At 70.3% G+C, this 24,441-nt stretch carries 20 protein-coding genes; 7 read left to right on the forward strand and 13 right to left on the reverse strand.

The annotated features are described in order from the left end of the window. Positions 1–61: 61 nt before the first annotated feature. From QQA12_RS12445 to QQA12_RS12455, 3 genes are all read right to left on the reverse strand, one after another. Positions 62–2,122 (reverse strand): TonB-dependent copper receptor, encoded by a 2,061-nt coding sequence (locus tag QQA12_RS12445; RefSeq protein ID WP_182212741.1) that lies wholly within the window; start codon positions 2,120–2,122, stop codon positions 62–64. A gap of 69 nt (positions 2,123–2,191) precedes the next feature. After that, entirely contained in the window at positions 2,192–2,566 is a 375-nt protein-coding gene (locus QQA12_RS12450) for a DUF2946 family protein (protein WP_233324883.1), read from the reverse strand. 280 nt (positions 2,567–2,846) lie between these two features. Continuing rightward, positions 2,847–3,830, reverse strand: coding sequence for a LysR family transcriptional regulator (locus QQA12_RS12455; RefSeq protein WP_056931204.1), 984 nt, complete (start codon positions 3,828–3,830; stop codon positions 2,847–2,849). Positions 3,831–3,993: 163 nt separating this feature from the next. Here QQA12_RS12455 and cysG point away from each other — a divergent pair, with 163 nt between their 5' ends. From cysG to QQA12_RS12470, 3 genes are all read left to right on the forward strand, one after another. After that, positions 3,994–5,457 (forward strand): siroheme synthase CysG, encoded by a 1,464-nt coding sequence (gene cysG, locus QQA12_RS12460; RefSeq protein WP_226049470.1) that lies wholly within the window; start codon positions 3,994–3,996, stop codon positions 5,455–5,457. A 19-nt stretch (positions 5,458–5,476) separates the two neighbouring features. After that, complete coding sequence (gene cysK, locus QQA12_RS12465) at positions 5,477–6,436, forward strand: cysteine synthase A (RefSeq protein WP_054667306.1); 960 nt, start codon at positions 5,477–5,479, stop codon at positions 6,434–6,436. A 178-nt stretch (positions 6,437–6,614) separates the two neighbouring features. After that, a complete protein-coding gene (locus QQA12_RS12470; protein ID WP_182212737.1) occupies positions 6,615–7,196 on the forward strand; it encodes an O-acetyl-ADP-ribose deacetylase in 582 nt (193 codons plus the stop codon). A gap of 94 nt (positions 7,197–7,290) precedes the next feature. Here QQA12_RS12470 and QQA12_RS12475 read toward each other — a convergent pair whose 3' ends face one another. The 4 genes from QQA12_RS12475 to QQA12_RS12490 all read right to left on the reverse strand — a co-directional run bounded on the left by QQA12_RS12475 (position 7,291) and on the right by QQA12_RS12490 (position 12,091). Further along, complete coding sequence (locus QQA12_RS12475; protein ID WP_056931203.1) at positions 7,291–8,295, reverse strand: class I fructose-bisphosphate aldolase; 1,005 nt, start codon at positions 8,293–8,295, stop codon at positions 7,291–7,293. A 164-nt stretch (positions 8,296–8,459) separates the two neighbouring features. Further along, positions 8,460–9,926: a pyruvate kinase gene (gene pyk / locus QQA12_RS12480; RefSeq protein ID WP_226049471.1), complete on the reverse strand. Its 1,467-nt coding sequence runs from the start codon at positions 9,924–9,926 to the stop codon at positions 8,460–8,462. Positions 9,927–10,271: 345 nt separating this feature from the next. Continuing rightward, positions 10,272–10,916: an HAD hydrolase-like protein gene (locus QQA12_RS12485; protein WP_226049472.1), complete on the reverse strand. Its 645-nt coding sequence runs from the start codon at positions 10,914–10,916 to the stop codon at positions 10,272–10,274. Continuing rightward, on the reverse strand, positions 10,913–12,091 hold the full coding sequence (locus tag QQA12_RS12490; RefSeq protein ID WP_226049473.1) for a phosphoglycerate kinase: 1,179 nt from the start codon (positions 12,089–12,091) through the stop codon (positions 10,913–10,915). The genes QQA12_RS12485 and QQA12_RS12490 overlap by 4 nt, the downstream gene beginning before the upstream one ends. A 279-nt stretch (positions 12,092–12,370) precedes the next feature. Between QQA12_RS12490 and QQA12_RS12495 the strand changes: the two genes are divergently transcribed. Continuing rightward, the gene (locus QQA12_RS12495) at positions 12,371–12,970 is read left to right on the forward strand and encodes a GNAT family protein (RefSeq protein ID WP_226049474.1); all 600 of its coding nucleotides are present in this window, start codon (positions 12,371–12,373) and stop codon (positions 12,968–12,970) included. A gap of 38 nt (positions 12,971–13,008) precedes the next feature. Here the strand turns inward: QQA12_RS12495 and QQA12_RS12500 are convergent, their stop codons facing one another. The 3 genes from QQA12_RS12500 to gap all read right to left on the reverse strand — a co-directional run bounded on the left by QQA12_RS12500 (position 13,009) and on the right by gap (position 18,272). Then, positions 13,009–14,388, reverse strand: a complete 1,380-nt coding sequence (locus QQA12_RS12500) for a DUF3999 domain-containing protein (RefSeq protein ID WP_182212734.1) — start codon at positions 14,386–14,388, stop codon at positions 13,009–13,011. Further along, complete coding sequence (locus QQA12_RS12505) at positions 14,385–17,102, reverse strand: DUF2339 domain-containing protein (RefSeq protein ID WP_226049475.1); 2,718 nt, start codon at positions 17,100–17,102, stop codon at positions 14,385–14,387. Before QQA12_RS12505 ends, QQA12_RS12500 begins: the two co-directional genes overlap by 4 nt. Before the next feature lie 168 nt (positions 17,103–17,270). Next, positions 17,271–18,272: a type I glyceraldehyde-3-phosphate dehydrogenase gene (gene gap, locus QQA12_RS12510; RefSeq protein ID WP_054668756.1), complete on the reverse strand. Its 1,002-nt coding sequence runs from the start codon at positions 18,270–18,272 to the stop codon at positions 17,271–17,273. Positions 18,273–18,515: 243 nt separating this feature from the next. On the opposite strand from gap, the gene QQA12_RS12515 reads away from it, so the two are divergent. Both QQA12_RS12515 and QQA12_RS12520 read left to right on the forward strand, forming a co-directional pair. After that, positions 18,516–19,160, forward strand: coding sequence for an OmpW family outer membrane protein (locus QQA12_RS12515; RefSeq protein WP_054668757.1), 645 nt, complete (start codon positions 18,516–18,518; stop codon positions 19,158–19,160). A 145-nt stretch (positions 19,161–19,305) separates the two neighbouring features. Continuing rightward, entirely contained in the window at positions 19,306–20,142 is an 837-nt protein-coding gene (locus QQA12_RS12520; protein ID WP_054667324.1) for a S1/P1 nuclease, read from the forward strand. 27 nt (positions 20,143–20,169) lie between these two features. Here QQA12_RS12520 and QQA12_RS12525 read toward each other — a convergent pair whose 3' ends face one another. Genes QQA12_RS12525 through QQA12_RS12535 form a run of 3 tightly spaced genes read right to left on the reverse strand, consistent with a single transcriptional unit; the run spans position 20,170 to position 22,365 of the window. Next, positions 20,170–20,736: a hypothetical protein gene (locus QQA12_RS12525; RefSeq protein WP_056931197.1), complete on the reverse strand. Its 567-nt coding sequence runs from the start codon at positions 20,734–20,736 to the stop codon at positions 20,170–20,172. 11 nt (positions 20,737–20,747) lie between these two features. Further along, entirely contained in the window at positions 20,748–22,004 is a 1,257-nt protein-coding gene (locus QQA12_RS12530) for a TonB family protein (protein ID WP_162486452.1), read from the reverse strand. After that, on the reverse strand, positions 21,991–22,365 hold the full coding sequence (locus QQA12_RS12535; protein ID WP_054667330.1) for a BlaI/MecI/CopY family transcriptional regulator: 375 nt from the start codon (positions 22,363–22,365) through the stop codon (positions 21,991–21,993). The genes QQA12_RS12530 and QQA12_RS12535 overlap by 14 nt, the downstream gene beginning before the upstream one ends. A 119-nt stretch (positions 22,366–22,484) precedes the next feature. Between QQA12_RS12535 and QQA12_RS12540 the strand changes: the two genes are divergently transcribed. After that, positions 22,485–24,440: an acetyl-CoA hydrolase/transferase C-terminal domain-containing protein gene (locus QQA12_RS12540; protein WP_226049476.1), complete on the forward strand. Its 1,956-nt coding sequence runs from the start codon at positions 22,485–22,487 to the stop codon at positions 24,438–24,440. Position 24,441: the final 1 nt, after the last annotated feature.

The following is a 24,441-nucleotide window of genomic DNA, read 5'->3' on the forward strand; positions in this document are numbered from 1 at the left end:
GGTCGCGCAAGCATGACACAGGTCTCCCGCCGCCGGTGGTCCGGCAGCGGGAACCGTGGCGTCAGTAGCGATAATCCAGCTTCAACCAGAGCGTGCGGCCGGGCTCGTTGATCCGCACCGGGTCGGCGGGGAAGCCGAAGTCGGCGCTGCCGGCCAGGTTCAGGTGCTCGGCATAGGCACGGTCGAACAGATTGTCCACGCCGGCACTGGCCCGCAGGCCGTCGCTGATGCGGTAGGCAGCATTGAGCGACAGCGTGGCGAAGCCGGCGCTCGGGCCGAGATCACGCGCGACCACGTTGCCTTCGTCCTGCGCCACCCGGTCCTGCCCGGCGACCACCCGCAGCAACGCCCCGGTCGACCAGCGCGCGTGTTCCCAGGACGCGCTGAAACGGCCTTCCAGCGGCGGGATCTGCGGCAGCGGCCGCTGCTCGTCGCGGTTCTCGCCCCAGGCATAGGCGAGCGTGCTGCCCAGCTTCAGGCCCTGTGCCGGCCGCCATTCCAGCCCGGCCTCGGCGCCGGCGATGCGCGCATCGACATTGCCCGCACGCGTGCTGCTGCCCATCATGCCGCCGCTGCGGTAGGTGAACAGGATATAGTCCTGCAGGCGCCCCGCGTATGCCGACACCCAGGCATCGAGCGTGCGCCCGCGGAACTGCAGGCCGAGGTCGAGCTGGGTGGTCTTCTCCGGCTTCACCCCGGCGAAAGCGTTGACGCTGCCGGCCGGGCCGGCGTCGGCCGAGAACAACTCCCAGTAATCGGGCATGCGCTCGCTGTGGCCGAGCCCGGCATACCAGGTCCAGGCCTGGCCGTGGTCGCGCTCGTAGCGCAGGAAGCCGCTGCCCAGCGTCTGCTCGCGCGTCTGCCCGGCGGTGGGGTTGGGCATGGACATCATCCCGCTGGTCAGGCGCAGGTCCTTGGCCTGCGCCTTGTCCACCCGCAACCCACTCACCCAGCGCCGCGGCGTGTCCTCGCCGAAGGTCAGTTCGGCGAATGCGCCGGTGTTGCTGAGTTCGGCATCGCGGGTCCACGGCATCTGCCTCCAGGTGTCGCGGCCCATGCCCTTGCGCTTGCGGTGGCGGCTGTCCTGGGCGTCGATGCCGGCGACGATGGCCACGTCCTGCCAGCGCCACTCCGAGGCGATGCGGCCGCCGCTGGTGCGCCGTGCCACGTTGGACGCCATCGGCATCGGCATGCTGCCGTTCGGGTTGGGCGTGCGCAGCGTGTAGTTGTCCATCAGGTGGTCGGCTTCGTTGTAATACAGGCTGGCCTGCAGCTTGTCCCATGCCCCCGGCAGGTTGCCGCGCTCGAAACGCAGGCCGTAGCTGCTGCGCTTGAACGCCGCCCCGTCCATGCCACGGCCGGCGTAGCGGGCCAGGGCATCGCCGGTACCGGCATTGAGTTCGACCACCGTGTCGGCATCCGGCGTCCAGCCGACGGCGACATCGGCGTTCCACTTGCGCCAGCGCGACGGCACCACCTCGCCGTTGCCGTCGCGGTAGTCGCCGGACTCGGAGCGGTTGCCGTTGACCCGCACGTAGCCCGGGCGGCTGCCGAAGCTGGCGTCGAGCATCTGGTCGTTGCGGCTGTTGGAGCCGCCCAGCGCACTGGCCTGCAGCTCCATGCCCGGTGCGTCGAAGCGCGGCATGTCGCGCTCGAAGCGCACCGTGCCGGCCGAAGCGCCGGCCCCCCAGCGCACGCTCTGCGGCCCCTTGATGACGGTCAGCCGGTCATAGGTTTCCGGCGCGATGTAGGACAGCGGATTGTCCATGCGCGAGGGACAGGCGCCGAGCAGGTTGCCGTCGTTGGTGAGGATGTTCAGCCGCGAGCCGGACATGCCGCGCAGCACCGGGTCGCCATTGGTGCCGCCGTTGCGGATAGCGGAGAAGCCGGGAACGGTCTTGAGGTAGTCGGCGCCATCGCTGGCGGGCACCGGCTGCCGCGGCAGGCGCGGGTCGGTGACCCAGTTCAGCGGCGAGGACGGCGCGGCGCTGGTCACGACCAGGGTGTCCAGGGTCTTGATCGAATCGGGCTCGTCGGCGTGCGCGAGCAGGGGAAACAGCGCCAGGCAGACGCAGGCGGCCAGGCACGCCGGGGCGCCCGGCGTACGGGAAACGGGATACATGGAATTCTCCGGTACGACATGCCACGTGCCGCATGAAGCGACAGGCAGCGGGAAAAAGGGGATCTGTCGTCAGGAGAACAACGGCGGCCCGCGCGCCGGATGCGCCGGCCAGCGCAGGCCGGCATTGAACAGCGAGGCACGCAGCGGCTGCGGCGCGATGCGGTACAGCAGCGGTACCAGCAGGAGCAGTACCGCCAGCCACGGCAGCAGCCGCGACGCCATGGTGCAGTAGTCGCAGGCCTCGCCATGGGCGGCATGCGGATCAGGCGCGGGGGTCTTGCCGGTGGCGCCGACGGCATCGGCATGCCCGGCATGCGCATCCATCGCAGGCGGCAGCGCCTGCGTGCCGCCCGCCATGGCCATCGCGGGCATCGCATGCGCCATCGACGCATGCGCTCCCTGCACGGCCTGCATCCCGCGGCTCACCACCGGCGCCAGCGCCATCAGCAGCGCGGCTGCCAGCGCAAGCAGCAACATCCAGCGGTGCATGTGCGGGGATCGGATCACGGCACGATTTTAAGACCCCGCCGCGGCAGTCCATGTGCGACACATCGCCGCAGGGGGAACCGGTACCGACGGAAGGCCGCGGACGACGGCCCGGGATCCTCGCCGGTGCGGGCCGCCGGGCGCCACGCCCCGCCAGGCCGCGCGATCCTGGTGCGCATCGACGCAGCTGGCGCGCCCGGCATCCGCGGCCGGTCGCCGGCCTCAATTGTTGCCGGCCTCAATTGGTGATGGTCTGGGTCAGTTCTTCCCAGCTCGGCGGTACCGGCCAGTCGGCCGCCTGGTTGCCGTCCAGCACGCGCCGCAGGTCGCGCTTGTCGATCTGCGGGGCCAGCACGTGCACCAGCTCCAGTGCGTAGTCGCGCAGCACGCGGTCGCGCGGCAACACCGCCCACGCGGTGCACTCGGGAATCGCCGATGGCGCCGGCCAGGCGCGCAGGTCGCCGTCGCCGGCGCTGACCGCCATCTCCGCCAGCAGCCCCACGCCCAGGCCGGCGCGCACATAGGTCTTGATCAGGTCGGCGTCGAGCGCGGTCAGGGCCAGGTCCGGCTCCAGGCCATGGGTGGCAAAGGCGCGCCGCAGCGAGGAGCTGGGCCGGGTCGAGGATTCGTAACTGATCAGCGGATGGGCGGCCAGCGCGGCCATGTCCGGCAGCTTGCCGGCACGGTCGAGCGCATGGCCCTTGGGCACCAGCACCAGCCGCCGCCAACGGTACAGCGGCACCGCGATGCCGGTGCTGGGTTCGCCGCCGGCGGTGCTGACGATGGCGATGTCGGCGTCGCCCTGGCTGAGCAGGTCCAGCGCATCGCTCTCGGCTGCCTGCTGCAGGTGCACGCTGACCTGCGGATAGGCCTGCTTGATCCGCGCCACCGCCGGCGGCAGCACGAAGCGCGCCTGGGTATGGGTGGTGGTCAGGACCAGCTGGCCGTGGCTCTCGCGGCGCTGGTTGGCGGCGTAGGTGCGGATGTTGTTGGCTTCGGCCAGCACCAGCCGCGCCCGCGCGATCACTTCCGCGCCGGCCGGGGTCACCGACTCCAGGCTGCGCCCCTTGCGCACGAACAGCAGGAAGCCCAGCTCGTCCTCCAGCTGCTTGAGCTGCTTGGACAGCCCCGGCTGGGTGGCGTGCACGCGCGTGGCCGCCAGCGTGATGTTCAGCTCGGCATCGGCGATTGCCACCAGGTAGCGCAGTTGGGTCAGGGTCATCGAGGGTCGGGGCGGTGGCTCGGCGGGGACCGGTCCACTGTAGGTCAGATCGCACGACCCACTTATAACCGAAAGTAATTTGATAGGCGGGGCAAGTCATTTCCGGGGTCCGCGGGGCGGGACTACGGTCAGCATCCCTGCCACGACCGCCGCTCCTGCCACCTTGGACGCCCCCCTGTTCCCGCTGTTCGCCGATCTCAACGGCCGCGCCGTGCTGGTTGTCGGCGGTGGCGCGGTGGCCGGACGCAAGGTCGAGGCGCTGCTGCACGCCGGGGCGCGGCCCCGGGTCGGTGCGCCGCACCTGTCGCCGGCACTGCGGGAGCTGGCCGAGGCCGGCCGCATCGACTGGCTGCCCGGCCTGTTCGACACGCGCTGGCTGGCCGAAGACGTGTGGCTGGTGGTCGCCGCCACCGACACGGCCACGGTGAACCAGGCAGTCGCCCGCGCGGCCGAGGCGCAGCGGTTGTTCGTGAACGTGGTCGACGACGCGCAGCTGTCGCGCTTCCACGTGCCGGCCGTGGTCGAGCGCGGCGCCCTGCAGATCGCCATCTCCAGCGGCGGCGCCGCGCCGATGGTGGCGCGGCATGTCCGCCGCCGGCTGGAAGAGCTGTTCGATGGCGCCTGGGGCCAGCTGACCGCACTGGCCGGGCGCCACCGCCCGGCCATCCGCGCGCGCTTCCCGGACACCGCCGCACGCCGCCGCTTCTTCGACCGCCTGCTCGACGGCCCGGTGCTGGAGCTGCTGCGCCGCCATCGCCCTGCCGACGCCGAATCCGCGCTGCGGCAGGCGATGGCCGACGAACCGCCGGCAGCGGCCGGCTCGGTGGTGCTGGTCGGTGCCGGTTCCGGCGACCCCGGCCTGCTCACCCTGGCCGCATTGCGCGCGCTCAACCAGGCCGACGTGATCCTGTACGACCGCCTGGTCAGCGCCGAGGTGCTGCAGCTCGCCCGCCGCGACGCCGACCGCATCGAAGTCGGCAAGTCCGCGCGCGGCCACAGCACCCGCCAGGAGCATATCCACGCACTGATGCTGGAACACGCCCGCGCCGGTCGCCGCGTGGTACGGCTCAAGGGCGGCGATGCCTTCGTGTTCGGCCGCGGTGGCGAGGAGCTGCAGTTCCTGCGTGCGCACGGCATCGCCTACGAGGTGGTGCCGGGCATCACCGCGGCACTGGCCTGCGCCGCGCACGCCGGCATCCCGCTCACCCACCGCGACCACGCCCAGCAGCTGCGTCTGGTCACCGCGCATTGCCGCGATTCGCTGGACACGCTCGACTGGCGCGCGCTGGCCGCGCCGCGGCAGACCCTGGTGTTCTACATGGGCGTGGCCGCGCTGGCGCAGATCCAGGCGCGCCTGCTCGAAGCCGGGCTGCCCGCCGCCACGCCGTTCGCGCTGGTGGAGAACGGCTCGCGCCCGGGCCAGCGGGTGGTCAGCGGGCACCTGCGGCAACTGGCAGATGCCGCCACCACGCACGCGGTGCAGTCGCCGGCGCTGCTGGTCGTCGGCGAGGTGGCCGCGCTGGCGAACGAACTGCACTGGTACGGCCAGGCGCCGCTGCCAGCCGCTCCCCGCACATCCTCACTTTCAGCAAAGACGCCGGCGGCCACACTGGCCGACGCCGCCTGATTCCTTCCAGGAGATCCCCATGGCCATCTACAGCAACATCCTCGACACCGTCGGCAATACCCCGGTGGTCAAGCTCAACCGCCTGGCGCCGGCCGGGGTGGACGTCTACGTCAAGGTCGAGTCGTTCAACCCCGGCGGCTCGGTCAAGGACCGACTGGCGCTGGCGATCGTGCTCGACGCCGAAAAGCGCGGCGTGCTCAAGCCCGGCGACACCATCGTCGAGGCCACGTCGGGCAACACCGGCGTGGCCCTGGCCATGGTCGCGGCCGCGCGCGGCTACAAGTTCGTGGCGGTGATGACCGAGACCTTCTCGGTGGAACGCCGCAAGGCGATGCGCGCGTACGGCGCCAAGGTGATCCTGACCCCGGCCGCGGCACGTGGCACCGGCATGGTGGAAAAGGCGAAGGAGCTGGCCGCCAGGCACGGCTGGTTCCTGGCCAGCCAGTTCGCCAACCCGGCCAATCCGGCCTACCACCGCAACACCACCGCCGCCGAGATCCTGCGCGACTTCGCCGGCAAGCGGCTGGACTACTTCGTCAGCGGCTGGGGCACCGGCGGCACCCTGACCGGCGTGGGCGAGGTGCTGAAGCTGGCGCGCCCGGACACCCGCATCATCGCCACCGAGCCGGCCGGCGCGGCGCTGCTCAAGGGCGACGAGTGGAAGCCGCACAAGATCCAGGGCTGGACCCCGGACTTCCTGCCGGACGTGCTCAACCGCAACGTCTACGACGCGCTGTACACGGTGCAGGACGAACGCGCGATCGAGACTTCGCGCCGGCTGGCCGCCGAGGAGGGCATCTTCGTTGGCATCTCCTCCGGCGCCACCGCCGCCACCGCGCTGGAGGTCGCCGCCACCGCACCGGCCGGCTCGGTGATCCTGGCCATGCTGCCCGATACCGGCGAACGCTATTTCTCCACCCCGCTGTTCGCCGACATCAACGAAGGCAGCGACGACGACTGGCTGGCCGGCCTGCCGTAACCCCGCGCTCCACACGCCGCCCTCTCCCCTGCACAAGGCCGCCCCCGGGCGGCCTTGCTGCTTGCCGGGCACCGCGTCGCAGCCGCGGAGACGCGTGTTCCTCAGACTTTGCCGCGGGCCGGCGCAAGCCGTGCATCCGTCACGTTTTGCTCATATACGGAAAGGGAAGATCACGGGCATGAACATCGACATCTGGCACGGCGACATCACCACCCTCGACGTGGACGCCATCGTCAACGCGGCCAACGAGAGCCTGCTCGGCGGCGGCGGTGTCGACGGCGCGATCCACAGCGCGGCCGGGCCGGGCCTGCTGGCCGAATGCGCGCGCCTGCCGGAACTGCGCCCGGGCGTGCGCTGCCCGCCGGGCGAGGTCCGCGCCACCGCCGGCCATGCGCTGCCGGCGCGTCATGTGTTCCACGCCGTCGGCCCGGTCTGGCACGGCGGCCAGCGCGACGAAGCCGCCCTGCTCGCCAACTGCTACTGGCAATCGCTGCGGCTGGCCGAGCAGATGCGGCTGGAATCGATCGCCTTCCCGGCGATCAGCTGCGGCGTCTACGGTTACCCCATGCACCAGGCCGCCGCCATCGCCGTCACCGAAACCGTGACCTGGCAGAAGAGCCACGCGCGGCCGGTGCGCATCGTGCTGGTGGCCTACAACACCGCCACCTTCAAGGCCTACCAGCAGGCACTGGCCGTTGCCGCCCAGGCACATGCGGCGGTGGCCATGGACGATCATCCGCTGCCATCGTTCGCGCGTTAGCGGCGCGCTGGCCGCCAGTCACGCTGCGGGCCTGCATACATGGAAACGCCGGCACAGGGCCGGCGTTTCCACATCCATCACGGGCAGGGGCCGGTCAGCCTTCCCACTTGCCCAGCGCGGCCAGGCCGTTTTCCCGGGCACGCTCGTACACGGTCTTCTGCGCGGCCTCGTAGTTGCCCTTCATGTCCTTGGCCCACAGCTTCAAGGCGGCCTGCTGCATGGCGCGGCCGTAGGAGAAGCTCAGCGGCCACGGCAGCTTGTCGAGCTGGTTCATGGCGTTCAGGTGCGCGGTGGACTGCTCGTCGCTCTGGCCGCCGGACAGGAACACCACGCCCGGCAGGATCGCCGGCACGGTGCTCTTCAGGCACATCACGGTGGCTTCGGCCACTTCCTCGACATCGGCCTGCTCGTCGCAGTCCTTGCCGGAGATGACCATCGAGGCCTTCAGGATGGTGCCTTCCAGCAGCACGTTCTGCTGGTACAGCGCGTCGAACAGCGAGCGCAGGGTGGCTTCGGTGACTTCGTAGCAGGTCTCGATGTCGTGGTCGCCGTCCATGATCACTTCCGGCTCGACCATCGGCACCAGGCCGCATTCCTGGCACAGCGCGGCGTAACGGGCCAGCGCGTGGGCGTTGGACTCGATGCAGGTGCCCGACGGGATGCTCTCGCCGATGTTGATGACCGCACGCCACTTGGCGAAGCGCGCGCCCAGCTTGTAGTACTCCTGCAGGCGCTCGCGCAGGCCGTCCAGGCCTTCGGTGACCAGTTCGCCCGGGCAGCCGGCCAGCGGGTGCGCGCCCTTGTCGACCTTGATGCCCGGGATCATGCCGTGGTCGGCCATGTACTTGGCGAACGGCACGCCGTCGCGGGTGCTCTGGCGGATGGTTTCGTCGTACAGGATCGCGCCGGAAATGTGCTCGTTGAGCTTGGGCGTGGTCAGCAGCAGCTCGCGGTAGGCACGGCGGTTCTCTTCGGTGTTCTCGATGCCGACGCTGGCGAAGCGCTTGGCGATCGTGCCGGTGGATTCGTCGATGGCGATGATGCCCTTGCCCGGGGCGACCATGGCCTGGGCGGTTTCAGCCAGCAGTTCGATGCTCATGAAGTTCCTGTGACGGGGTGCGGGAAAACCCGGATTATAGCCCGCGGCCGTCGTTGGCCGGCCGTGAGGACGCACTGGAACCGGTTTCAATCCACCCGCCAGGACAATTCCTGTCCACCGCGGTCACGCACGGGCCACCGTGGTGGCCCGTGCAGGCATGTCGGTCAGAGTTCGCCCAGTCCGCTGGCGCGGCCGTCATTGCCGACTTCGAGCAGGCGCAGGGTGTTGGTGGCACCGTGGGTTTCCATGTGCTCGCCGCTGGTGAAAACGACGCGGTCACCGGCCTGCAGCAGGCCGGCCTCGACCAGCAGGCGGATGCTGCCGCGCGCGGCTTCGCGCGGGGTGAAGCCACGGCTGTCGAAGTTGATCGGGAACACGTCGCGCATCAACGCCATCTGCCGGCGTGCGCCATCGTGGCGGGTCACCGCGAACACCGGCGCCTTGGCGCGGAACCGCGACAGGTAACGCGCGGTGCCGCCGGACTCGGTCATCGCCACGATCGCGCGCACGCCCACGTGCTGGGACAGGAACATGGTGGCCATGGCGATGGCCTGGTCGGCGCGCTCCAGGTTGCGCGGCGAGGCGTTGAAATCGGTGTCGATCTGGAACTGGCGTTCGGCACCGAGGCAGATGCGCGCCATCGCCTCGACCGCCTTGACCGGATAGGCGCCGGCGGCGGTCTCGGCCGACAACATCACCGCGTCGGTGCCGTCGATGACCGAATTGGCCACGTCCAGCACTTCGGCGCGGGTCGGGATCGGGCTTTCGACCATCGACTGCAGCATCTGCGTGGCGGTGATCACCACCTTGTTCTGCGCCAGCGCGGCCTTGATGATCTTCTTCTGCAGGCCCGGCAGTTCGGCGTCGCCGATTTCCACGCCCAGGTCGCCGCGCGCGACCATCACCACGTCGCTGGCCTCGACGATCTCCTCCAGGTTCTCGATCGCCTCGGTACGCTCGATCTTGGAGACCAGCGCCGCATCGCAGCCATGCTGGCGGGCAATGGCGCGGGCATCGTTCATGTCCTGCGCGTTGCGGCAGAACGAGACGGCGATGAAGTCCACGCCGATCTTCGCCACGATGCCGATCAGCTCCTTGTCGCGCTCGGTCAGCGCGCCCAGCGACAGGCCGCCGCCCTGCTTGTTCAGGCCCTTGCGGTCGGACAACACGCCGTCGTTGAGCACGGTGTTGATGATGCGCTCGCCCTGCACCTCCACCACCTGCAGCTGCATCAGGCCATCGTCCAGCAGCAATACGTCGCCGGGGCCCACGTCCTGCGGCAGGCCGAAGTAGCTCACGCCCACCTGGGTGGCGTCGCCGGGCGCCGCGTCGGCCTTGGCGATCAGGTCGAAGCGGTCACCGGCCTTGAGCTGCACCTTGCCTTCGGCGAAGCGCTCGATGCGGATCTTCGGGCCCGGCAGGTCGGCCAGGATGCCCACTTCCACACCGACCCGGTTCGCGGCGGCACGCACTTCGGCGGCGCGCTTGGCCTGGCCGGACGGATCGCCATGGGAGAAGTTCAGGCGCACCACGTTGACACCGGCGCGGAACAGATCGTCGAGCACGCCCGGCGCATCGGTGGCCGGTCCGAGGGTGGCGAGGATCTTGGTGCGGCGCTGGCGTTCGATCATGGTGCAAAAACTCCCTGAAAGGCCGCCGAAATTAGCATATCCAGTGCATGACAACGATGTCGCATACGATTTCAGAAGACACTTTCCACGCTGTCCCGCAGACAGCGCGGACAGCATGTCCGGACATCGCCATCACCCTGCACCGCGCTGTCGCCAACCAAGCAGCAACCAGACACGCACGAGTCTCGACTTGTCGGCATGGGACAGCCCGGCGGCCAGCCAGGACAACGCGACGGCAACGACCGGCGCATGCGACGGACCGGTTGCGGCTGTAGCCCGCCGGCGCGCATACACGGCGCGCGCGGCTTCAGCGTACGCCGCGCTCCGCCCGCCGCTGCGGTGAGGTCAGCGCGCCAGCTGCCGCGCCAGCTCGGCGGGCGTGCCGGCCAGCGAACCGGCACCGGCAGCGCTCAGTTCCTCGCGGCCACCGAAGCCCCACAGGACGCCGACGTTGCGCATGCCATGGTGGCGCGCGCCCTCGATGTCCATGCGCCGGTCGCCGATCATCCAGCACTGCGCGGGCGCCAGCGACAACCGCTGCAGGGCTTCGGCGATCAACTCCGGCTTGTGGCTGCGCACGCCGTCGGCGGTGGCACCGATCACGTCCTCGAAACAGCCGCCGAACGGCAGGTGCTCCACGATCCGCCGCGCGTGCGGCTCGTTCTTGGCCGTGACCACCGCCAGCCGGTGGCCGGCGGCATGCAGCCCCTGCACCACCTCGCCGATGCCGGCATAGACGTCATGTTCCTGCCAGCCGTGCAGTTCGAAGCGTTCGCGATACAGCGCCACCGCCTGTTCGACGCGCTGCGCATCGCCGAACAGCGGGGTGAAGCTGGTGCGCAGCGCCGGTCCGATCCAGCGGCGCAGCTCGGCCGGCGGCGGCACCGGCTGCTGCATCCGCTCCAAAGCGTAGGCCACGCAGCGGGTGATGCCGACGGCCGAATCGATCAGCGTGCCGTCGAGATCGAAGAACAGCACATCGCGGCTCACGCCCCGCGGGCCTCCAGCGCCGCCACCGCCGGCAGGGTCTTGCCCTCGAGGAACTCCAGGAACGCACCGCCGCCGGTGGAGATGTAGCTGACCTTGTCGGCGATGCCGTACTTGTCCACCGCGGCCAGGGTGTCGCCACCGCCGGCGATGGAGAATGCGCTGGACGCGGCGATGGCGCGGGCCAGCGCTTCGGTCCCCTTGCCGAAGGCATCGAACTCGAACACCCCGACCGGGCCGTTCCACACCACGGTGCCGGCCCTGGCGATCAGCACGGCGTACTGCGCGGCGGTCTGCGGGCCGATGTCCAGGATCATGTCGTCGGCACCCACCGCATCGACCGCCTTGATGGTGGCCGGCGCATCGGCGGCAAAGGCCGGGGCCACGACCACGTCGACCGGCAGCGGGATCTCGGCACCGCGCGCCCGGGCGGCCGCGTCGATGCTGCGGGCCGTTTCCAGCAGGTCGTTCTCGACCAGCGACTTGCCCACGCCATGGCCCTCGGCGGCGATGAAGGTGTTGGCGATGCCGCCGCCGACGATCAGCTGGTCGACCTTGCCGACCAGGCTGGAGAGCAGCTCGAGCTTGGTCGAGACCTTGGAGCCGGCGACGATCGCCAGCAGCGGCCGCGCGGGGTTGGCCAGCGCCTTGTCCAGCGCATCCAGCTCGGCCATCAGCAGCGGGCCACCGGCGGCGACCGGGGCGAAGCGGATCACGCCATGGGTCGAGGCCTGCGCACGGTGCGCGGTACCGAAGGCATCCATCACGAACACGTCGCACAGCGCGGCGTACTTCTTCGACAGGGCTTCGTCATCCTTGCCCTCGCCCACGTTCATGCGGCAGTTCTCCAGCAGCACGATCCTGCCCGGGGCCACGTCCACGCCGTCCACCCAGTCCTTGACCAGCGGCACCTCGACACCCAGCAGCTGGGACAGGCGCGCGGCCACCGGCGCCAGCGAGTCGGCCTCGCTCCACACGCCTTCCTTCGGTCGCCCAAGGTGCGAGGTCACCAGCACGGCGGCGCCCTTCTCCAGCGCCAGCTTCAGGGTAGGCAGCGAGGCGGTGATGCGCTGTTCGGAGGTGATCGTGCCGTTGTCGTCGATCGGCACGTTGAGATCCTGGCGGATCAGGACACGCTTGCCGGAAAGATCAAGGTCGGTCATGCGAACGATGGACATGGGCAATTCTCTGGCTTCTCGGGAAGGAGTGGGGGACGTCGTGGAGCCGCCGGCCATGGCACGGCATGCCGGGCTGGGAACGTCGGTCCCGGCAGCGCGGCTGGCCGACGCGGCAGTCCACCCTGGCCGCCTCGTGCCCCGCTCAACCCGCAGGCGCTTGCCGGCGGGGTCGAACTGGGCCTTGCGGACGATGGACAGGGCGGGTCGGCTCCGGAAGACTGTCGGTAAACCGTGATTCTCGCCCGCCCCCGCTGGCGGGGCAAACCCGAGGTACGCCCGATGCCGACGCGCCTGCCGCAACCGGAACTGTCCAGCCTGCGCCTGCGCCTGCGCGAACCGCGCGAGGACGATGCGCCGGCCCTGTTCGCCATCCACAGCGATCCGCAGGTGATGCGCTACTGGAGCTGTCCGGCCTGGACCCGGCCGGCCCAGGCCGAGCAGAAGCTGGCCGAGATCCGCCGCCAGAGGCGCGAACTGGACATCCTGGTCTGGGCCATCGCCGATGCACGCAGCGACCTGCTCATCGGCAGCAGCGCGGTGTTCGCGATGAACCTGGAGCAGGGTCGCGCCGAGATCGGCTACAGCCTGCATCGCGACTGGCAGGGGCGCGGGCTGGCCAGCGAGGCGCTGCGCATGATCCTGCGCCATCTGTTCGACGGCATGGGCCTGCGCCGGATCGAAGCCGACATCGACCCGCGCAACCTGGCCTCGTGCCGGCTGGTCGAAAAGCTGGGCTTCGTCCGCGAAGGCACGCTGCGCGAACGCTGGCAGGTCAACGGCGAATGCGCCGACAGCGCGCTTTACGGACTGCTGCGGCGGGACTTCATCGACCCGCAGGCCACGTACGCGCAGGGGCATGCCGGGGTACCTGCCCGCTGAGGCCCGCCGCGGCAGACGGGACGCCCGCGGTGTCCGCCTCAGCCGTTCGCGGGACGGGCGCCGCGCAGCAGGCTGATCGCAAAGCCGGCCACCGCCAGCGCGCCGGCCACCAGCACCGCCCACAGCAGCAGGCTCTTCCAGTCGCGTACCGGTGCCGCCGGCGCATAGGCCTTGTCGCCCGCGCTTACCGCGCCTTCGCCGAGACGCGCCACCGTCGGCTGCCACTGCGCGCCGTTGCGCGCACGCAGCGCGGCCAGCATCGGCTCCAGGCTGCTTTCGCGGGTGGCCGCCCGCGCGTTGCCGGCAACCAGCCGATACGGCGCGCGGCCCTGGGCCAGGAACACCACGCTGCCCGGCCGGTAGCCCAGTTTCAGGGTCGGCGCGGGCGTGCCGGCCACGGCCGGTTCGGCCTGCAGCTGCCAGTCGCGGTCACTGGTTTCCTGCCCGAGCTGCAGCGGTGCCGAGGCCTGCCGGCGCCCGCCTTCCTGCAGCGTCCAGGTGTTCCAGCCGCGGGCATGCACCTGCCAGGCCGGCTCCGCACCGGCCTGCCGGCGATCCTCGTCGCGGCTGGACACGGTCCATGCCACCGCGGTGTTGGCCGGCATCGCCACGTCCACCCGCTGCACCGGGAAACGGCCCTGGACCTGATAGCCGAACCGGGCCGCCGGGTCGTCGCCGGGTGCCGATGCGGCCAGCTCGACCCACTGCCAATCGTCGGCGACCGCATCGCCGGCAAGCTCGCCATGCAACGCACGCAGCGGCGGCGCGCCTTCATGCTGCAGCGGCACCAGCCGCAGGTAACGCGACGCCGTGGGCACCGCCACGCGGTCGCTGCTCAGCTGCCGCCCCTGGTTGCGCAGCCGTACCAGCCGTACTTCCGGGTCCAGCACCTGCCAGCGGCGCAGGTCATCGCTGCCCTCCAGCCGGTAGCCCAGGTCCAGCGCCGCCGGCTCGCCTTCCCATTCCACGCGCAATGCCCGCACCTGCCCGGCCTGCCGTCCCAGGTCCACCAGCAATGCCGGGTCGCCCTGGCCCGCGGCGGCGGTGCCCAGCGCATTGCGCACCGACACCACGTTGCCACCGGCATCGCGCTGCACCACCACGCTCAGGTCTCCACCCATGGTCGTGGCGGCACCGGCGGGCACGGCGAACCAATCCAGTTCCACCTGCCGTGCCGGCCCGGCGATCGGCGTGGCCGCGGCCTGTACCGCGCTGGCCATCGGCTTGCCGTCGGCGTCGATCACCTGCACATCGCGCAGGTCGCGCCAGTACGCCGCACGGTAGACCCCGGCATCCAGCACCACGCGATACGCGCCGGCATCGGGATGCGCCGGCTGCAGCGGCCACTGCATGGCGAAATCGTCGGCCGCCTGTGCCGCCAGCGGCAGCAGCGCCATCCACCACAAACGCCTGATCATGCGGATGCCTCCTCCGGTTGCGGGTCGTTGCCACGGTGGCGCGGCGGGGCCGGCGCCAGCCAGCCGACCAGCGTGCACAGCAGTCCGTAGGCGATGAAGGCACCGATGCCCAGCAGGTCGCCCAGGTTGGCGCGGTCGATCAGCAGCAGCTTGGCCAGTACCACGCCCATCAGGATCGCACCGGCCAGCCACACGGCCCATTGCCCGCGGCGCGAGCCGCTTACCCAGCCGATCACGCCCAGCAGGCTCCACACCACGGTCAGGCTGGTCTGCGCCAGGCTGGTGTCGATCAGGCGGCCATTCCAGTCGATGCCGCCCCAGTGATGCACGGCGCGCAGGGTGATGGTGCTGACCAGCAGCAGCGCCGCCAACGGCAGCAGCCCCCGGCGCAGCCCCGCCAGCCGCGGGCCCGCATCGGCGGACCACAGCACCATCGCCGCCAGTACCAGCACCGCCAGTTGCGCCAGGTCCAGCGGGTTGAGCAGCGCGATCCACGGCAACGGCGCCGCAGCCCCGGCGCTGGCCAGCGAGACCAGCCACCACAGGCCCAGCACCGCGAAGATCGCCGCCTGCAGGACCGGCCGGTAGCGGTCGAACGCGGCACCCAGCGGCTGCGCCAGCCAGCGCCAGCGGTGGATCGATATCGCCGCCAGCAGCAGCCACGGCAGCGCCAGCAGCATGCCGACCCAGCCCCCGGCCAGTTCGAAGCGCGTGCCCAGGTGCCAGGACAACAGCGACAGCACCGTCGGCCACAGCAGCCACCAGGCAAGCTGCGCCGCGCCGGCGATGGCATCGCCCGCCGCGCGCAGGCACAACAGGCTGCGCAGGCCCAGTGCGGCGAACAGCGGCCAAGCCCAGGCACCATGGCCGGCAAACGGCTGGCCGTATGCGCCGAGCTGCAGGAACGCCAGCGGGAACGCCAGTACCAGGTACCCCAGCGTGGTCAGCGACAGTGCCAGCGCCGGCCGGCGGCGGTGCACCTCGGCCGCCAGCCAGCCGCTCACGCCCAGCAGCAGCAGCATCGCGTGCAGGACGCTGCGCGGCTCCACGAAGCGCGCGATCTCGGTACCGGCATTGCCCATCCACCAGGCCAGGCCCCAGGCATAGGCGATCACGGCCAGCAGCCTGTTGCCGGCGCCGCGGTACAGCCACGCGCTGGCGAAACCGGCCAGCGCGACCAGCAGCGCGCCCATGAAAGTCGCGTTGGCGACGGCGTGCCCGGCACCGCCAGGGATGGCATGGGCGCCCGCGATGCCCACCGCCAGCGCGAATGCCGCCGCCAGCTGCAGGCCGATGCCGGTCCAGCGCGCCAGCCGGCGCTGCTGCATCAGGCCCAGCCAGACCAGGCCGGCGCCTTCCAGCGCGAAGACCGAGGCCGTGGCCTGCGCCGACAGCGCCAGCGGCACCGCCAGCGTGGCGAAGCCCACCGCCAGGATGGCATGCCCCTGCGCCAGCAGATGCAGCCGCTCGCGGCGCCACAATGCACGCGCCAGCACCGCATAGACCACCGCCACGCCGAGCGCGCACAGTGCCAGCGGCATGCGCTCGCCCAGCAGCAGGGCGGCCTGCAGCGAGAACGCCACCAGCGGCGTGCCGAACAGCAGGCAGCCATCGATGCGCGCCCCGCCCGGGGTCGCCGCCTTGCGTGCATGGAGCAGCGGCAACAACAGGTAGAACGCGAAGAACAGCAGCAGGAACGGCTCGGTGCTGGCGAACTTGGCCGGCGCGTAATCGAGCACGCCCCAGAACGTGCCGATGCCCCAGGTGAAGACGAAACCAAGCAGGTTGAGGATGCGCCACGGCCGTACCCAGGCGATGGCGAAGATGCCGGCGTTGAGCAGCGCGTAGTACGAGAACAGGCCGACATGGTTGCCGCTGCCATCGGACAGCCAGACCGGCGCCATGAACCCGGCCAGCACGCCGAGGATGGCCAGCGTGCGCGACTCCTGCAGCACCGCCATCACGCACAGCCCGGCGATCAGCACCACGCTGATCGCGAACGCCGGCAGCGCGTCGATCAGGCCGTGGTTCTTGAACGCGGCGAACACCACCAGCAGCAGCACGCCTATCGCACCGCCCTGCAGGGCCAGCGCGAACGCACGGTGGCTCCCGCGCTTGCGCCAGGCGAACGCCAGCCCGGCCAATGCCGCCAGGCTGATGCCGGCCAGGCGGAACGCAGGCGGGAAACTGAACCAGCCGGCATCGCTGCCGTACTTGAGCAGCGCCGCCACGCCGGCCAGCAGTACAAGCATGCCGACCTTGACCGGCACGTTGCCGCGGGTGAACCACTGCCTGATGTACGCGATGCCGCGCTCGACGAGGTTCGGCCCGGCCGCTGCCGTCGTTTCCGGCGCGGGCGCAGGACCGGGAGCGGGCGCGCTGCGGACATGCAGCGGCGCGAGGGGTTCGCGCAGCGGCGGCAGCGGCGGCGCAACCGTGGGCGGCAATGGCTCCGGCGCATCCACCGCGGGTTCCGGCGCGGGCTCGACCGGCGCGGGCGGGAGCTCGCGTGCCTGCGGCAGGCCATGCCGCGCGTTGCCCGGATCGGCGGCGCGGCCGGCTTCGCCGGCCTGCCCGCGCGCCAGCGCGTCCTCGAGCGCGGCCACGCGCCGCTTCAGCGAGGCCACCGATACCAGCGCCATGACCAGCAGCACCGGCACCGCCAGCACCACAGCCAGCAGCAGCAACCCCAACAACACGATCTCGTCGTCCATTCGCCGTCCCTGTCACCGGAAGGTGCCACGCCACCTTCATCCACGCCCCGTCGAAACGCAAGCCGCACAACCGCCCCGACGGCGCCCTGCGCCCTGCCGCATCCGCGCCGCCGCGGGCAAAAAGAAGGGCGCCCGCGGCGCCCTTCCTTCATACCCCTGCGGTGCGGATCAGGCCGCGACCACGCGCACCATTTCCAGGCACTTGTTGGAGTAGCCCCACTCGTTGTCGTACCAGCTGACCAGCTTGACGAAGGTGGAGTCCAGCGCGATGCCGGCTTCGGCGTCGAACACCGAGGTGTGGGTCTCGCCACGGAAATCGGTGGCCACGACCTTGTCCTCGGTGTAGCCCAGCACGCCCTTCAGCGGGCCCTCGCTCTGGGCCTTCACTTCGGCGCAGATCTCGGCATAGGTGGCCGGCTTCTCCAGCTCGACGGTCAGGTCGACCACCGACACGTCCGAGGTCGGCACGCGGAAGCTCATGCCGGTGAGCTTCTTGTTGAGCTCCGGGATCACCACGCCCACGGCCTTGGCCGCACCGGTGGACGAGGGGATGATGTTCTCGAGGATGCCGCGGCCACCGCGCCAGTCCTTGTTGGACGGGCCGTCGACGGTCTTCTGGGTGGCGGTGGCGGCGTGCACGGTGGTCATCAGGCCACGCTTGATGCCCCACTTGTCGTTGATGACCTTGGCCAGCGGCGCCAGGCAGTTGGTGGTGCACGAGGCGTTGGAGATGATCGCCTGGCCGGCATAGGTCTTGTCGTTGACGCCGAACACGAACATCGGCGTGTCGTCCTTGGACGGTGCCGACATGATCACCTTCCTGGCGCCGGCATCGATGTGCTTCTGCGCCGCTTCCTTGGTCAGGAACAGGCCGGTGGATTCGATCACCACGTCGACGCCCGCCTCGTCCCACTTCAGGTTGGCCGGGTCGCGCTCCTGGGTCAGGCGGATCTTCTTGCCGTTGACCAGCAGGTGGCCGCCCTCGATGGCGACATCGGCCTTGAAGCGGCCGTGCACGGAGTCGTACTTGAGCATGTAGGCCAGGTAATCCGGCTCCAGCAGATCGTTGATGGCCACGACTTCGATGTCGTTGCCGAAGTTCAACACTGCCGAGCGCAGCACGTTGCGCCCGATGCGACCGAAACCGTTGATGCCGACCTTGATTGCCATGTTCACGAACTCCTGCGGCCGCAGACCGCTGCGGCGGGGGTGGAAAGGGGGCTCATTGTAGCAGCCGGGCCCAGCGCGCTGGCCGTGGCGGCCCCGGCCCCGGCCGGCGCCGGACAGCCCGCCCGCCGCTGTCCGTATCGTGAACGCGCCATGAGCGCGGACGCGGGTTTGATCCGGATCAAGGCAGGCCCCCGCCGCCACGCGGAGACTTGCGCCATCCTCACCAAGCAATGGAAACGCACCATGCGCAAGACCCCCGCCCTGCTGCTGTCCGGCCTCGCCGCCGCCCTGGTTCTGTCCGCCGCCCCCGCCATGGCGCAGTCCAAGGGTGACTGGACCCTGGGCGTCGGCGTCCACAACGTCGATCCGAAGTCCAGCGCTGGCGACCTCAACGGTTCGGCCCTGGGCCTGGGCGCCCTGCCGACCAAGGTGGACAGCAGCGTGCGTCCGACCGTGACCTTCGAGTACTTCGTCGCCAACAACGTGGGCGTGGAAGTGCTGGCCGCACTGCCGTTCCAGCACGACGTCAGCATCGACGGCGTGGGCACCGTGGGCCGCACCAAGCAGCTGCCGCCGGTGGTCTCGCTGCAGTACCACTTCGCCAACAGCAGCAAGGTCACCCCGTTCGTCGGCCTGGGCGTGAACTACACCAAGTTCTTCAGCACCGACAGCAAGGGCGCGCTGGCCGGTACCCGCCTGAAGCTGGAAGACTCGTGGGGCTTGGCCGCGCATGCCGGCCTGGACTTCGCGCTGACCAAGAAGGATGCGCTGCGCGTTGACCTGCGCTGGGCCGACATCGACACCAAGGTCAAGGTCAACGGCAACAAGCTGGGCACCGCCAACATCGACCCGCTGGTCTACGGCGTGGCCTACGTCCGCTCGTTCTGATCCCCCCCTCTCCCCCGGTACCGAGGGGGAAGGGCGTTTCCCAGGGCCTGTTCATGACCTGCCGCGAGCCAAGCGCGGTGGGCTCGTGGACAGGCCCGCCACTTTCGGCACACGGCATCCGCCACCGCGCCGCTAGAATGCGGCGATGAAAATCCGCGTCCGCATCCCCCTGCTCTTCTCCGGCATCATCCTGGCCGCCGCATCCCTGACCAGCGCACCGGCCTTCGCGTGGGGCGCACAGGGCCACCGCCTTGTCGCACGCATTGCCGAAACCCGCCTGGACCCTGTCGCGAAAGCGGAAGTGGAGCGCCTGCTCGCCACTGAAAACGGCGCCACCCTGGGTGGTATCGCGCCGTGGGCCGACCAGCTGCGCGCCGAGGACCCGGGCCTGGGCAGGCGCTCGGCCGGCTGGCACTACATCAACATGGCCGAGGATGGCTGCGCCTATGACCGGCACAGGCACTGCCGCAACGGCGACTGCGTGATCGAGGCACTGAAGGCGCAGAGCGCGCGCCTGGCCGACCGCAGCCTCTCCGACGGCGAGCGCCTGCAGGCACTCAAGTTCGTCGTGCACCTGGTCGGCGACATACACCAGCCCATGCATGCCGGCTACGGCCATGACAAGGGCGGCAACACCTACCAGTTGCAGTTCAACGAGCGCGGCACCAACCTGCACTCGCTGTGGGACAGCGGCATGTTCTACGCCCTGCAGCTGGACGACGAGCACTACCTGCAGCGCCTGCAGGCGCTGCCCGCCCCGTCGGGCGTGGTTGCGCCGCAACTGCAGCGCGACGCCACGCGCTGGGCCGAACAGAGCTGCCGCATCGCCACCCGCGAGGGCATCTACCCGGCCAACCGCAAGATCGGCCAGGACTATGCCGACACCTGGCGCCCGCTGGCCGAAGCGCAGCTGCGCCTGGCCGGCGAACGGCTGGCGGCGCTGCTCAACGAATTGCTGGACACGGCACCCGGGCAACGCTGATCGAACGGTCACCCGGCCCGGCCGGGCTCACCGGGGCGTCCGTTCGATGCGTACCCGTGCCTGTCCCTGCACGATCTCGAAAGTGAAGGCATAGGGCAGCGTCACCGGCACCTCCTGTACCTGCGCGGCACCGCTGCAATCGTCAGGCGCCGCCGGCGTGGTGCCGGCGTCAAAGCGGCAGATCGCCGCGGGCGCGAAGCGCCATTGCCGTACGGCATCGTCCGCGGCCTGCAGCAGATACCCGTTGCCCGCGTCATTGCCGGCGCCGCACTGGCTGTGGCCCAGCAGCGGGAAGCTGCGCTGTACCCCGCCCTGTGCATCGACCACGACATTCAGGCAGACCGTCACCGGCGGCAGCGAGTTCCGCACCGGCAGGCCGGGCAGTTCCGGCAACGGCGCATGCCTTGGAACGGGCATGCGGAACACCTCGCTGGCAGACAGGGTATACGGCTGCACGCCGCCTGCCGACCCACTGCCGGCTTCGGCCAGGAGCAGGCGCTGGCCGACATTGTAGGTATCGGCCACCGCCTCGCTGGCAGGCGGCCGCGTCGCGCAGCCGGCCACGGCCAGCGACAGCCACAGCGCTGCAGCCATGGGCCGCCGCATCACGAGGCGTCACCCGTGCCGGGAGAGGGGGCGTCCATCTCGAAGCGCACCGGCACGCTAACCTCCCCGGCCACGGCGCTGCCATTCCTGTAGGCCGGGACGAACGTCCACCCACGGGCTGCCGCCATTGCCGCTTCGTCCAGGTCGTCATGCCCGGAGCTGCGGTCGACGGTGACCCGGGTGGCCGTGCCGTCGGCGGCCACTTCCACTTTCAGCAGCACCTGCCCGGTGTGCATGCTCGGCGGATAGCGCGGCGGCGTCATGGCGGCGAAGCCCGGCATGCGCGCCGGCGCGTCCGGCGTTTCCCCGGTGGCGGGCTGCATCGCCGTCGACCCCGCCCCGGCGCCGGCAGCGACCTGTGGCAGCGCCAGCGGCTGCGCCGCCCAGGCCGCCAAGCCCAGCCCCGACGACAGGCCCGCCGACAACAGCACCATCGCCAACCATTGTTTCTTGCCGGGCACGGGATGCTTCAACATGGCGATCCGCTCCTTCAATGGATGCTCGCCCTGCCAGGGGCACCCCACCGGCAGGGACGACGACACCAGCCCGGTCTTGAGCATGGCGTTGCCATAACTGCGGCGCGCGCCGCCGCCGGCGATGACACGCTCGTCGCAGGAGAATTCCTGGTCCTCGCGGCAGCGGCGCACTGCCAGCGGCACGAGCGGGTTGAACCAGTACAGGCACTGCATCGCCGCCAGAAGCGCGTTGACGACGATGTCGCCGCGGCGCAGGTGCACCCGTTCGTGCAGCAGTACCAGCCGTCGCTCCTGCGCGGTATAGCGCTGTTCGAAATCCACCGGCAGCACGATGCGCGGCGGCAACAGGCCGATGATCGCCGGCAGGCCGGTGGTGGCCTGCGCCTGCCACAACCCATCGTCGCGCCGCCGCAGCCGCCCAAGTCCCCGGGCGAACCGATGCTGCTGGCGCAGCAGCCATGCGGCCGTCGCCAGGGCGCCGACCAGCCATGTCGCGCCCAGCAGTGCCGACCACGGCAGTACCGGCGACATGCCGGTCGCGGTACGCGTTGCCGCATTCGACATCGCCGTGCCGATGGCCGTCATCGGCGGAACCGCCATGTGCGGCGCCGGCAACAGCACCGCCAACAGCGCGGCCGGCACCGCAAGCCACAGCAGATACGCCGCGCTGGCACCCAGCCGGCGCCGCACCATGCCGCGCAGGGCCAGCACCACCGCCATCGCCGCACTGCCGGCCAGGGCGGTGGCCAGCAAGGCCCGCATCAACTCAAGGCTGGTCATCATCGAGCTCCTCCAGCAGCCTGCGCAGTTCGGCCACGTCGTCGCGACCCAGCTTCCGGTGCTGGCTGAAGTGCGCCACCAGCGGCGCCACGCGGCCGTCGAACAGGCGCTCCAGCAGGCTGCTGCTTTCCTCCAGCACCCATGCATCGCGTTGCACCCGCGGCGCATACAGATAGCGCCGCCGCTCCTTCACCGCACTGATCGCGCCCTTGTTGAGCAGGCGGTTGAGCAAGGTCTTGACGGTGGCTTCGGCCCAATCGTTGCGCCCGGCGACGCGCGCGATCACGTCCTCGGCCGCGAGCGGGTGCGCCTCCCACAGGACCTCCATCACCACCGCTTCGGCTTCGCTGATCCGGATCATCGTTTACATCCGTGATTTTCAACGATTACACGAGTAATCGAAACGCCTGTCAAGCGCACCGACCATGGCTTCATCGCAGCGATGCTGTAATGCCGCTCCCCACGAACGATGCACCCGCCATGCCCCATCATGTGACCGATCCCGATGCCGCCGTGGCGTGGCTGCTGGCCCATGTCGGCGGCCCCCTGCGCATCGCCGCGCCGCTGGCGCTGGGCAAGCCGCACCGCCTGCTCAATGCGCTGTACGCCCGCATCGAGAACGATCCATCGCATCCGCTGCAGCTCTACACCGCGCTCTCGCTCGATCCGCCCGATGCCGCCGGCGACGGATTGCAGGCGCGCTTCCTGCGGCCGTTCGTCGAGCGCCATTTCGGCACGGATTTCCCGCGCCTGGCCTATGCCCTGGCGATCGCGCGCGACGCCCTGCCCGCGCATGTGCAGGTGGAGGAGTTCTACATGCAGTCCGGGGCACTGCTGGGTTCGGCGCAGGCGCAACGCGCCTACACCAGCCTCAACTACACCCACGTCGCCGATGCGCTGGCGCAGCGCGCGCCGCATGCCATCGTGCAGAAAGTGGTCCGCCACGAGGGCAGTACGCGGCTGTCGCTGTCGTGCAACAACGATCTCACCCAGGACACGATCGATGCCGTCATCGCACGCGGGCTGCCACGCCCGCTGCTGATCGCCGAGGTCGACCCGGAACTGCCCTGGATGGGCGGCAGCGCCACGGTCGAGGCCGGGTTCTTCGACCTGGTACTGACCCCGCCCGGTCCGTATCCGAAACTGTTCGGCCTGCCGCGGCAACCGGTAAGCGACGCCGACTACGCCATCGGCCTGTATGCCAGCACCCTGGTGCGCGACGGCGGCACCCTGCAGATCGGCATCGGTGCGCTGGCCGACGCGCTCAGCCATGCCCTGGTCCTGCGCCACACCGACAACGCCTGCTACCGCAGGGTACTGCACGCACTGGACCCGGCGCTGGAGCAGCATCCGCTGGTGCACGCCATCGGTGGACTGGAACCGTTCGACATCGGCCTGTACGGCTGCAGCGAAATGCTCAACGAGGGCTTCCGCAAGCTGGTGCAGAGCGGCGTGATCCGTCGCAAGGTGCATGACGACCTGGCGCTGATGCAACGCCTGGCCAACGGCAGCGCCTACACCGCCGACCATGCGCGGCTGGCCGAGGAGGGCGAGTACCTGCATGGCGCGTTCTATCTCGGCTCGCCGGAGTTCTACGACTGGCTGCGGCAGCTGCCCGCCGACCAGGGCCGTGCCATCGGCATGCGCCGCATCAGCGAGATCAACCAGTTCCGCAGCGGCGACGAAACACTGCAGCGGCTGCAGCGCCGGCAGGCGCGCTTCTTCAACTCCTGCATGATGGCCACCGCGCTCGGCGCGGCGGTATCCGACGCGCTGGACGATGGCCGGGTGGTGTCGGGGGTCGGCGGCCAGTACAACTTCGTGGCCATGGCGCACGCGCTGGACGATGCCCGCGGCGTGCTGATGTTCCGCGCACTGCGCGACGATGCCGGCAAGGCGCAGTCCAATGTGCGCTGGAACTATGGGCACACCACCATCCCGCGGCACCTGCGCGATATCTTCATCAACGAATACGGCATCGCCGACCTGCGCAGCATGACCGACGAGGACTGCGTGATCGCGATGGCCGGCATTACCGACGCCGCCTTCCAGGCACCGCTGCTGCAACAGGCCAGGGCCGCGAAGAAGCTGGCGGGCGACTTCGTGGCGCCGGCACACTGGCAGCGCAACCGCGCGCAGGTCCTGTCCGCGGCACTGGCACCGTTCCGTCGCGACGGCAGCCTGCCCGACTACCCGCTGGGCAGCGACTTCACCCCGCTCGAGCAGGACCTGCTGCGGGCCTTGGGCTGGTTGAAGACCAACACCGGCAGTGCCGGCGGCAAGCTGCGTACCGTGCTTGCCGCCCTGCGCCAGGGTCCCGGCGACAACGATGCAATGTACCTGCAGCGCATGCGGCTGGAGCGGGCTGCCGGCTTCAGCGAATGGCTCGACGCGCGCCTGCTGCGGCTGGCACTGGCGCGCACGGCGCGGACCTGAA

This window comes from Stenotrophomonas sp. 17(2023) (assembly GCF_030345315.1).
Taxonomy (GTDB): Bacteria; Pseudomonadota; Gammaproteobacteria; order Xanthomonadales; family Xanthomonadaceae; genus Stenotrophomonas; species Stenotrophomonas acidaminiphila.

Bases quoted from the DNA above. Each gene is read 5' to 3' on its own strand.
- QQA12_RS12520 (WP_054667324.1), top strand. From the start codon at position 19,306: ATGAAAATCCGCGTCCGCATCCCCCTGCTCTTCTCCGGCATCATCCTG.
- QQA12_RS12490 (WP_226049473.1), bottom strand. From the start codon at position 12,091: ATGTCCATCGTTCGCATGACCGACCTTGATCTTTCCGGCAAGCGTGTC.
- QQA12_RS12540 (WP_226049476.1), top strand. From the start codon at position 22,485: ATGCCCCATCATGTGACCGATCCCGATGCCGCCGTGGCGTGGCTGCTG.
- pyk (WP_226049471.1), bottom strand. From the start codon at position 9,926: ATGATCGAACGCCAGCGCCGCACCAAGATCCTCGCCACCCTCGGACCG.
- QQA12_RS12495 (WP_226049474.1), top strand. From the start codon at position 12,371: ATGCCGACGCGCCTGCCGCAACCGGAACTGTCCAGCCTGCGCCTGCGC.
- QQA12_RS12515 (WP_054668757.1), top strand. From the start codon at position 18,516: ATGCGCAAGACCCCCGCCCTGCTGCTGTCCGGCCTCGCCGCCGCCCTG.
- QQA12_RS12470 (WP_182212737.1), top strand. From the start codon at position 6,615: ATGAACATCGACATCTGGCACGGCGACATCACCACCCTCGACGTGGAC.
- QQA12_RS12505 (WP_226049475.1), bottom strand. From the start codon at position 17,102: ATGGACGACGAGATCGTGTTGTTGGGGTTGCTGCTGCTGGCTGTGGTG.
- QQA12_RS12475 (WP_056931203.1), bottom strand. From the start codon at position 8,295: ATGAGCATCGAACTGCTGGCTGAAACCGCCCAGGCCATGGTCGCCCCG.
- QQA12_RS12445 (WP_182212741.1), bottom strand. From the start codon at position 2,122: ATGTATCCCGTTTCCCGTACGCCGGGCGCCCCGGCGTGCCTGGCCGCC.
- QQA12_RS12450 (WP_233324883.1), bottom strand. From the start codon at position 2,566: ATGGCGCTGGCGCCGGTGGTGAGCCGCGGGATGCAGGCCGTGCAGGGA.
- QQA12_RS12530 (WP_162486452.1), bottom strand. From the start codon at position 22,004: ATGACCAGCCTTGAGTTGATGCGGGCCTTGCTGGCCACCGCCCTGGCC.
- QQA12_RS12500 (WP_182212734.1), bottom strand. From the start codon at position 14,388: ATGATCAGGCGTTTGTGGTGGATGGCGCTGCTGCCGCTGGCGGCACAG.
- gap (WP_054668756.1), bottom strand. From the start codon at position 18,272: ATGGCAATCAAGGTCGGCATCAACGGTTTCGGTCGCATCGGGCGCAAC.
- QQA12_RS12525 (WP_056931197.1), bottom strand. From the start codon at position 20,736: ATGGCTGCAGCGCTGTGGCTGTCGCTGGCCGTGGCCGGCTGCGCGACG.
- QQA12_RS12535 (WP_054667330.1), bottom strand. From the start codon at position 22,365: ATGATCCGGATCAGCGAAGCCGAAGCGGTGGTGATGGAGGTCCTGTGG.
- cysK (WP_054667306.1), top strand. From the start codon at position 5,477: ATGGCCATCTACAGCAACATCCTCGACACCGTCGGCAATACCCCGGTG.
- QQA12_RS12455 (WP_056931204.1), bottom strand. From the start codon at position 3,830: ATGACCCTGACCCAACTGCGCTACCTGGTGGCAATCGCCGATGCCGAG.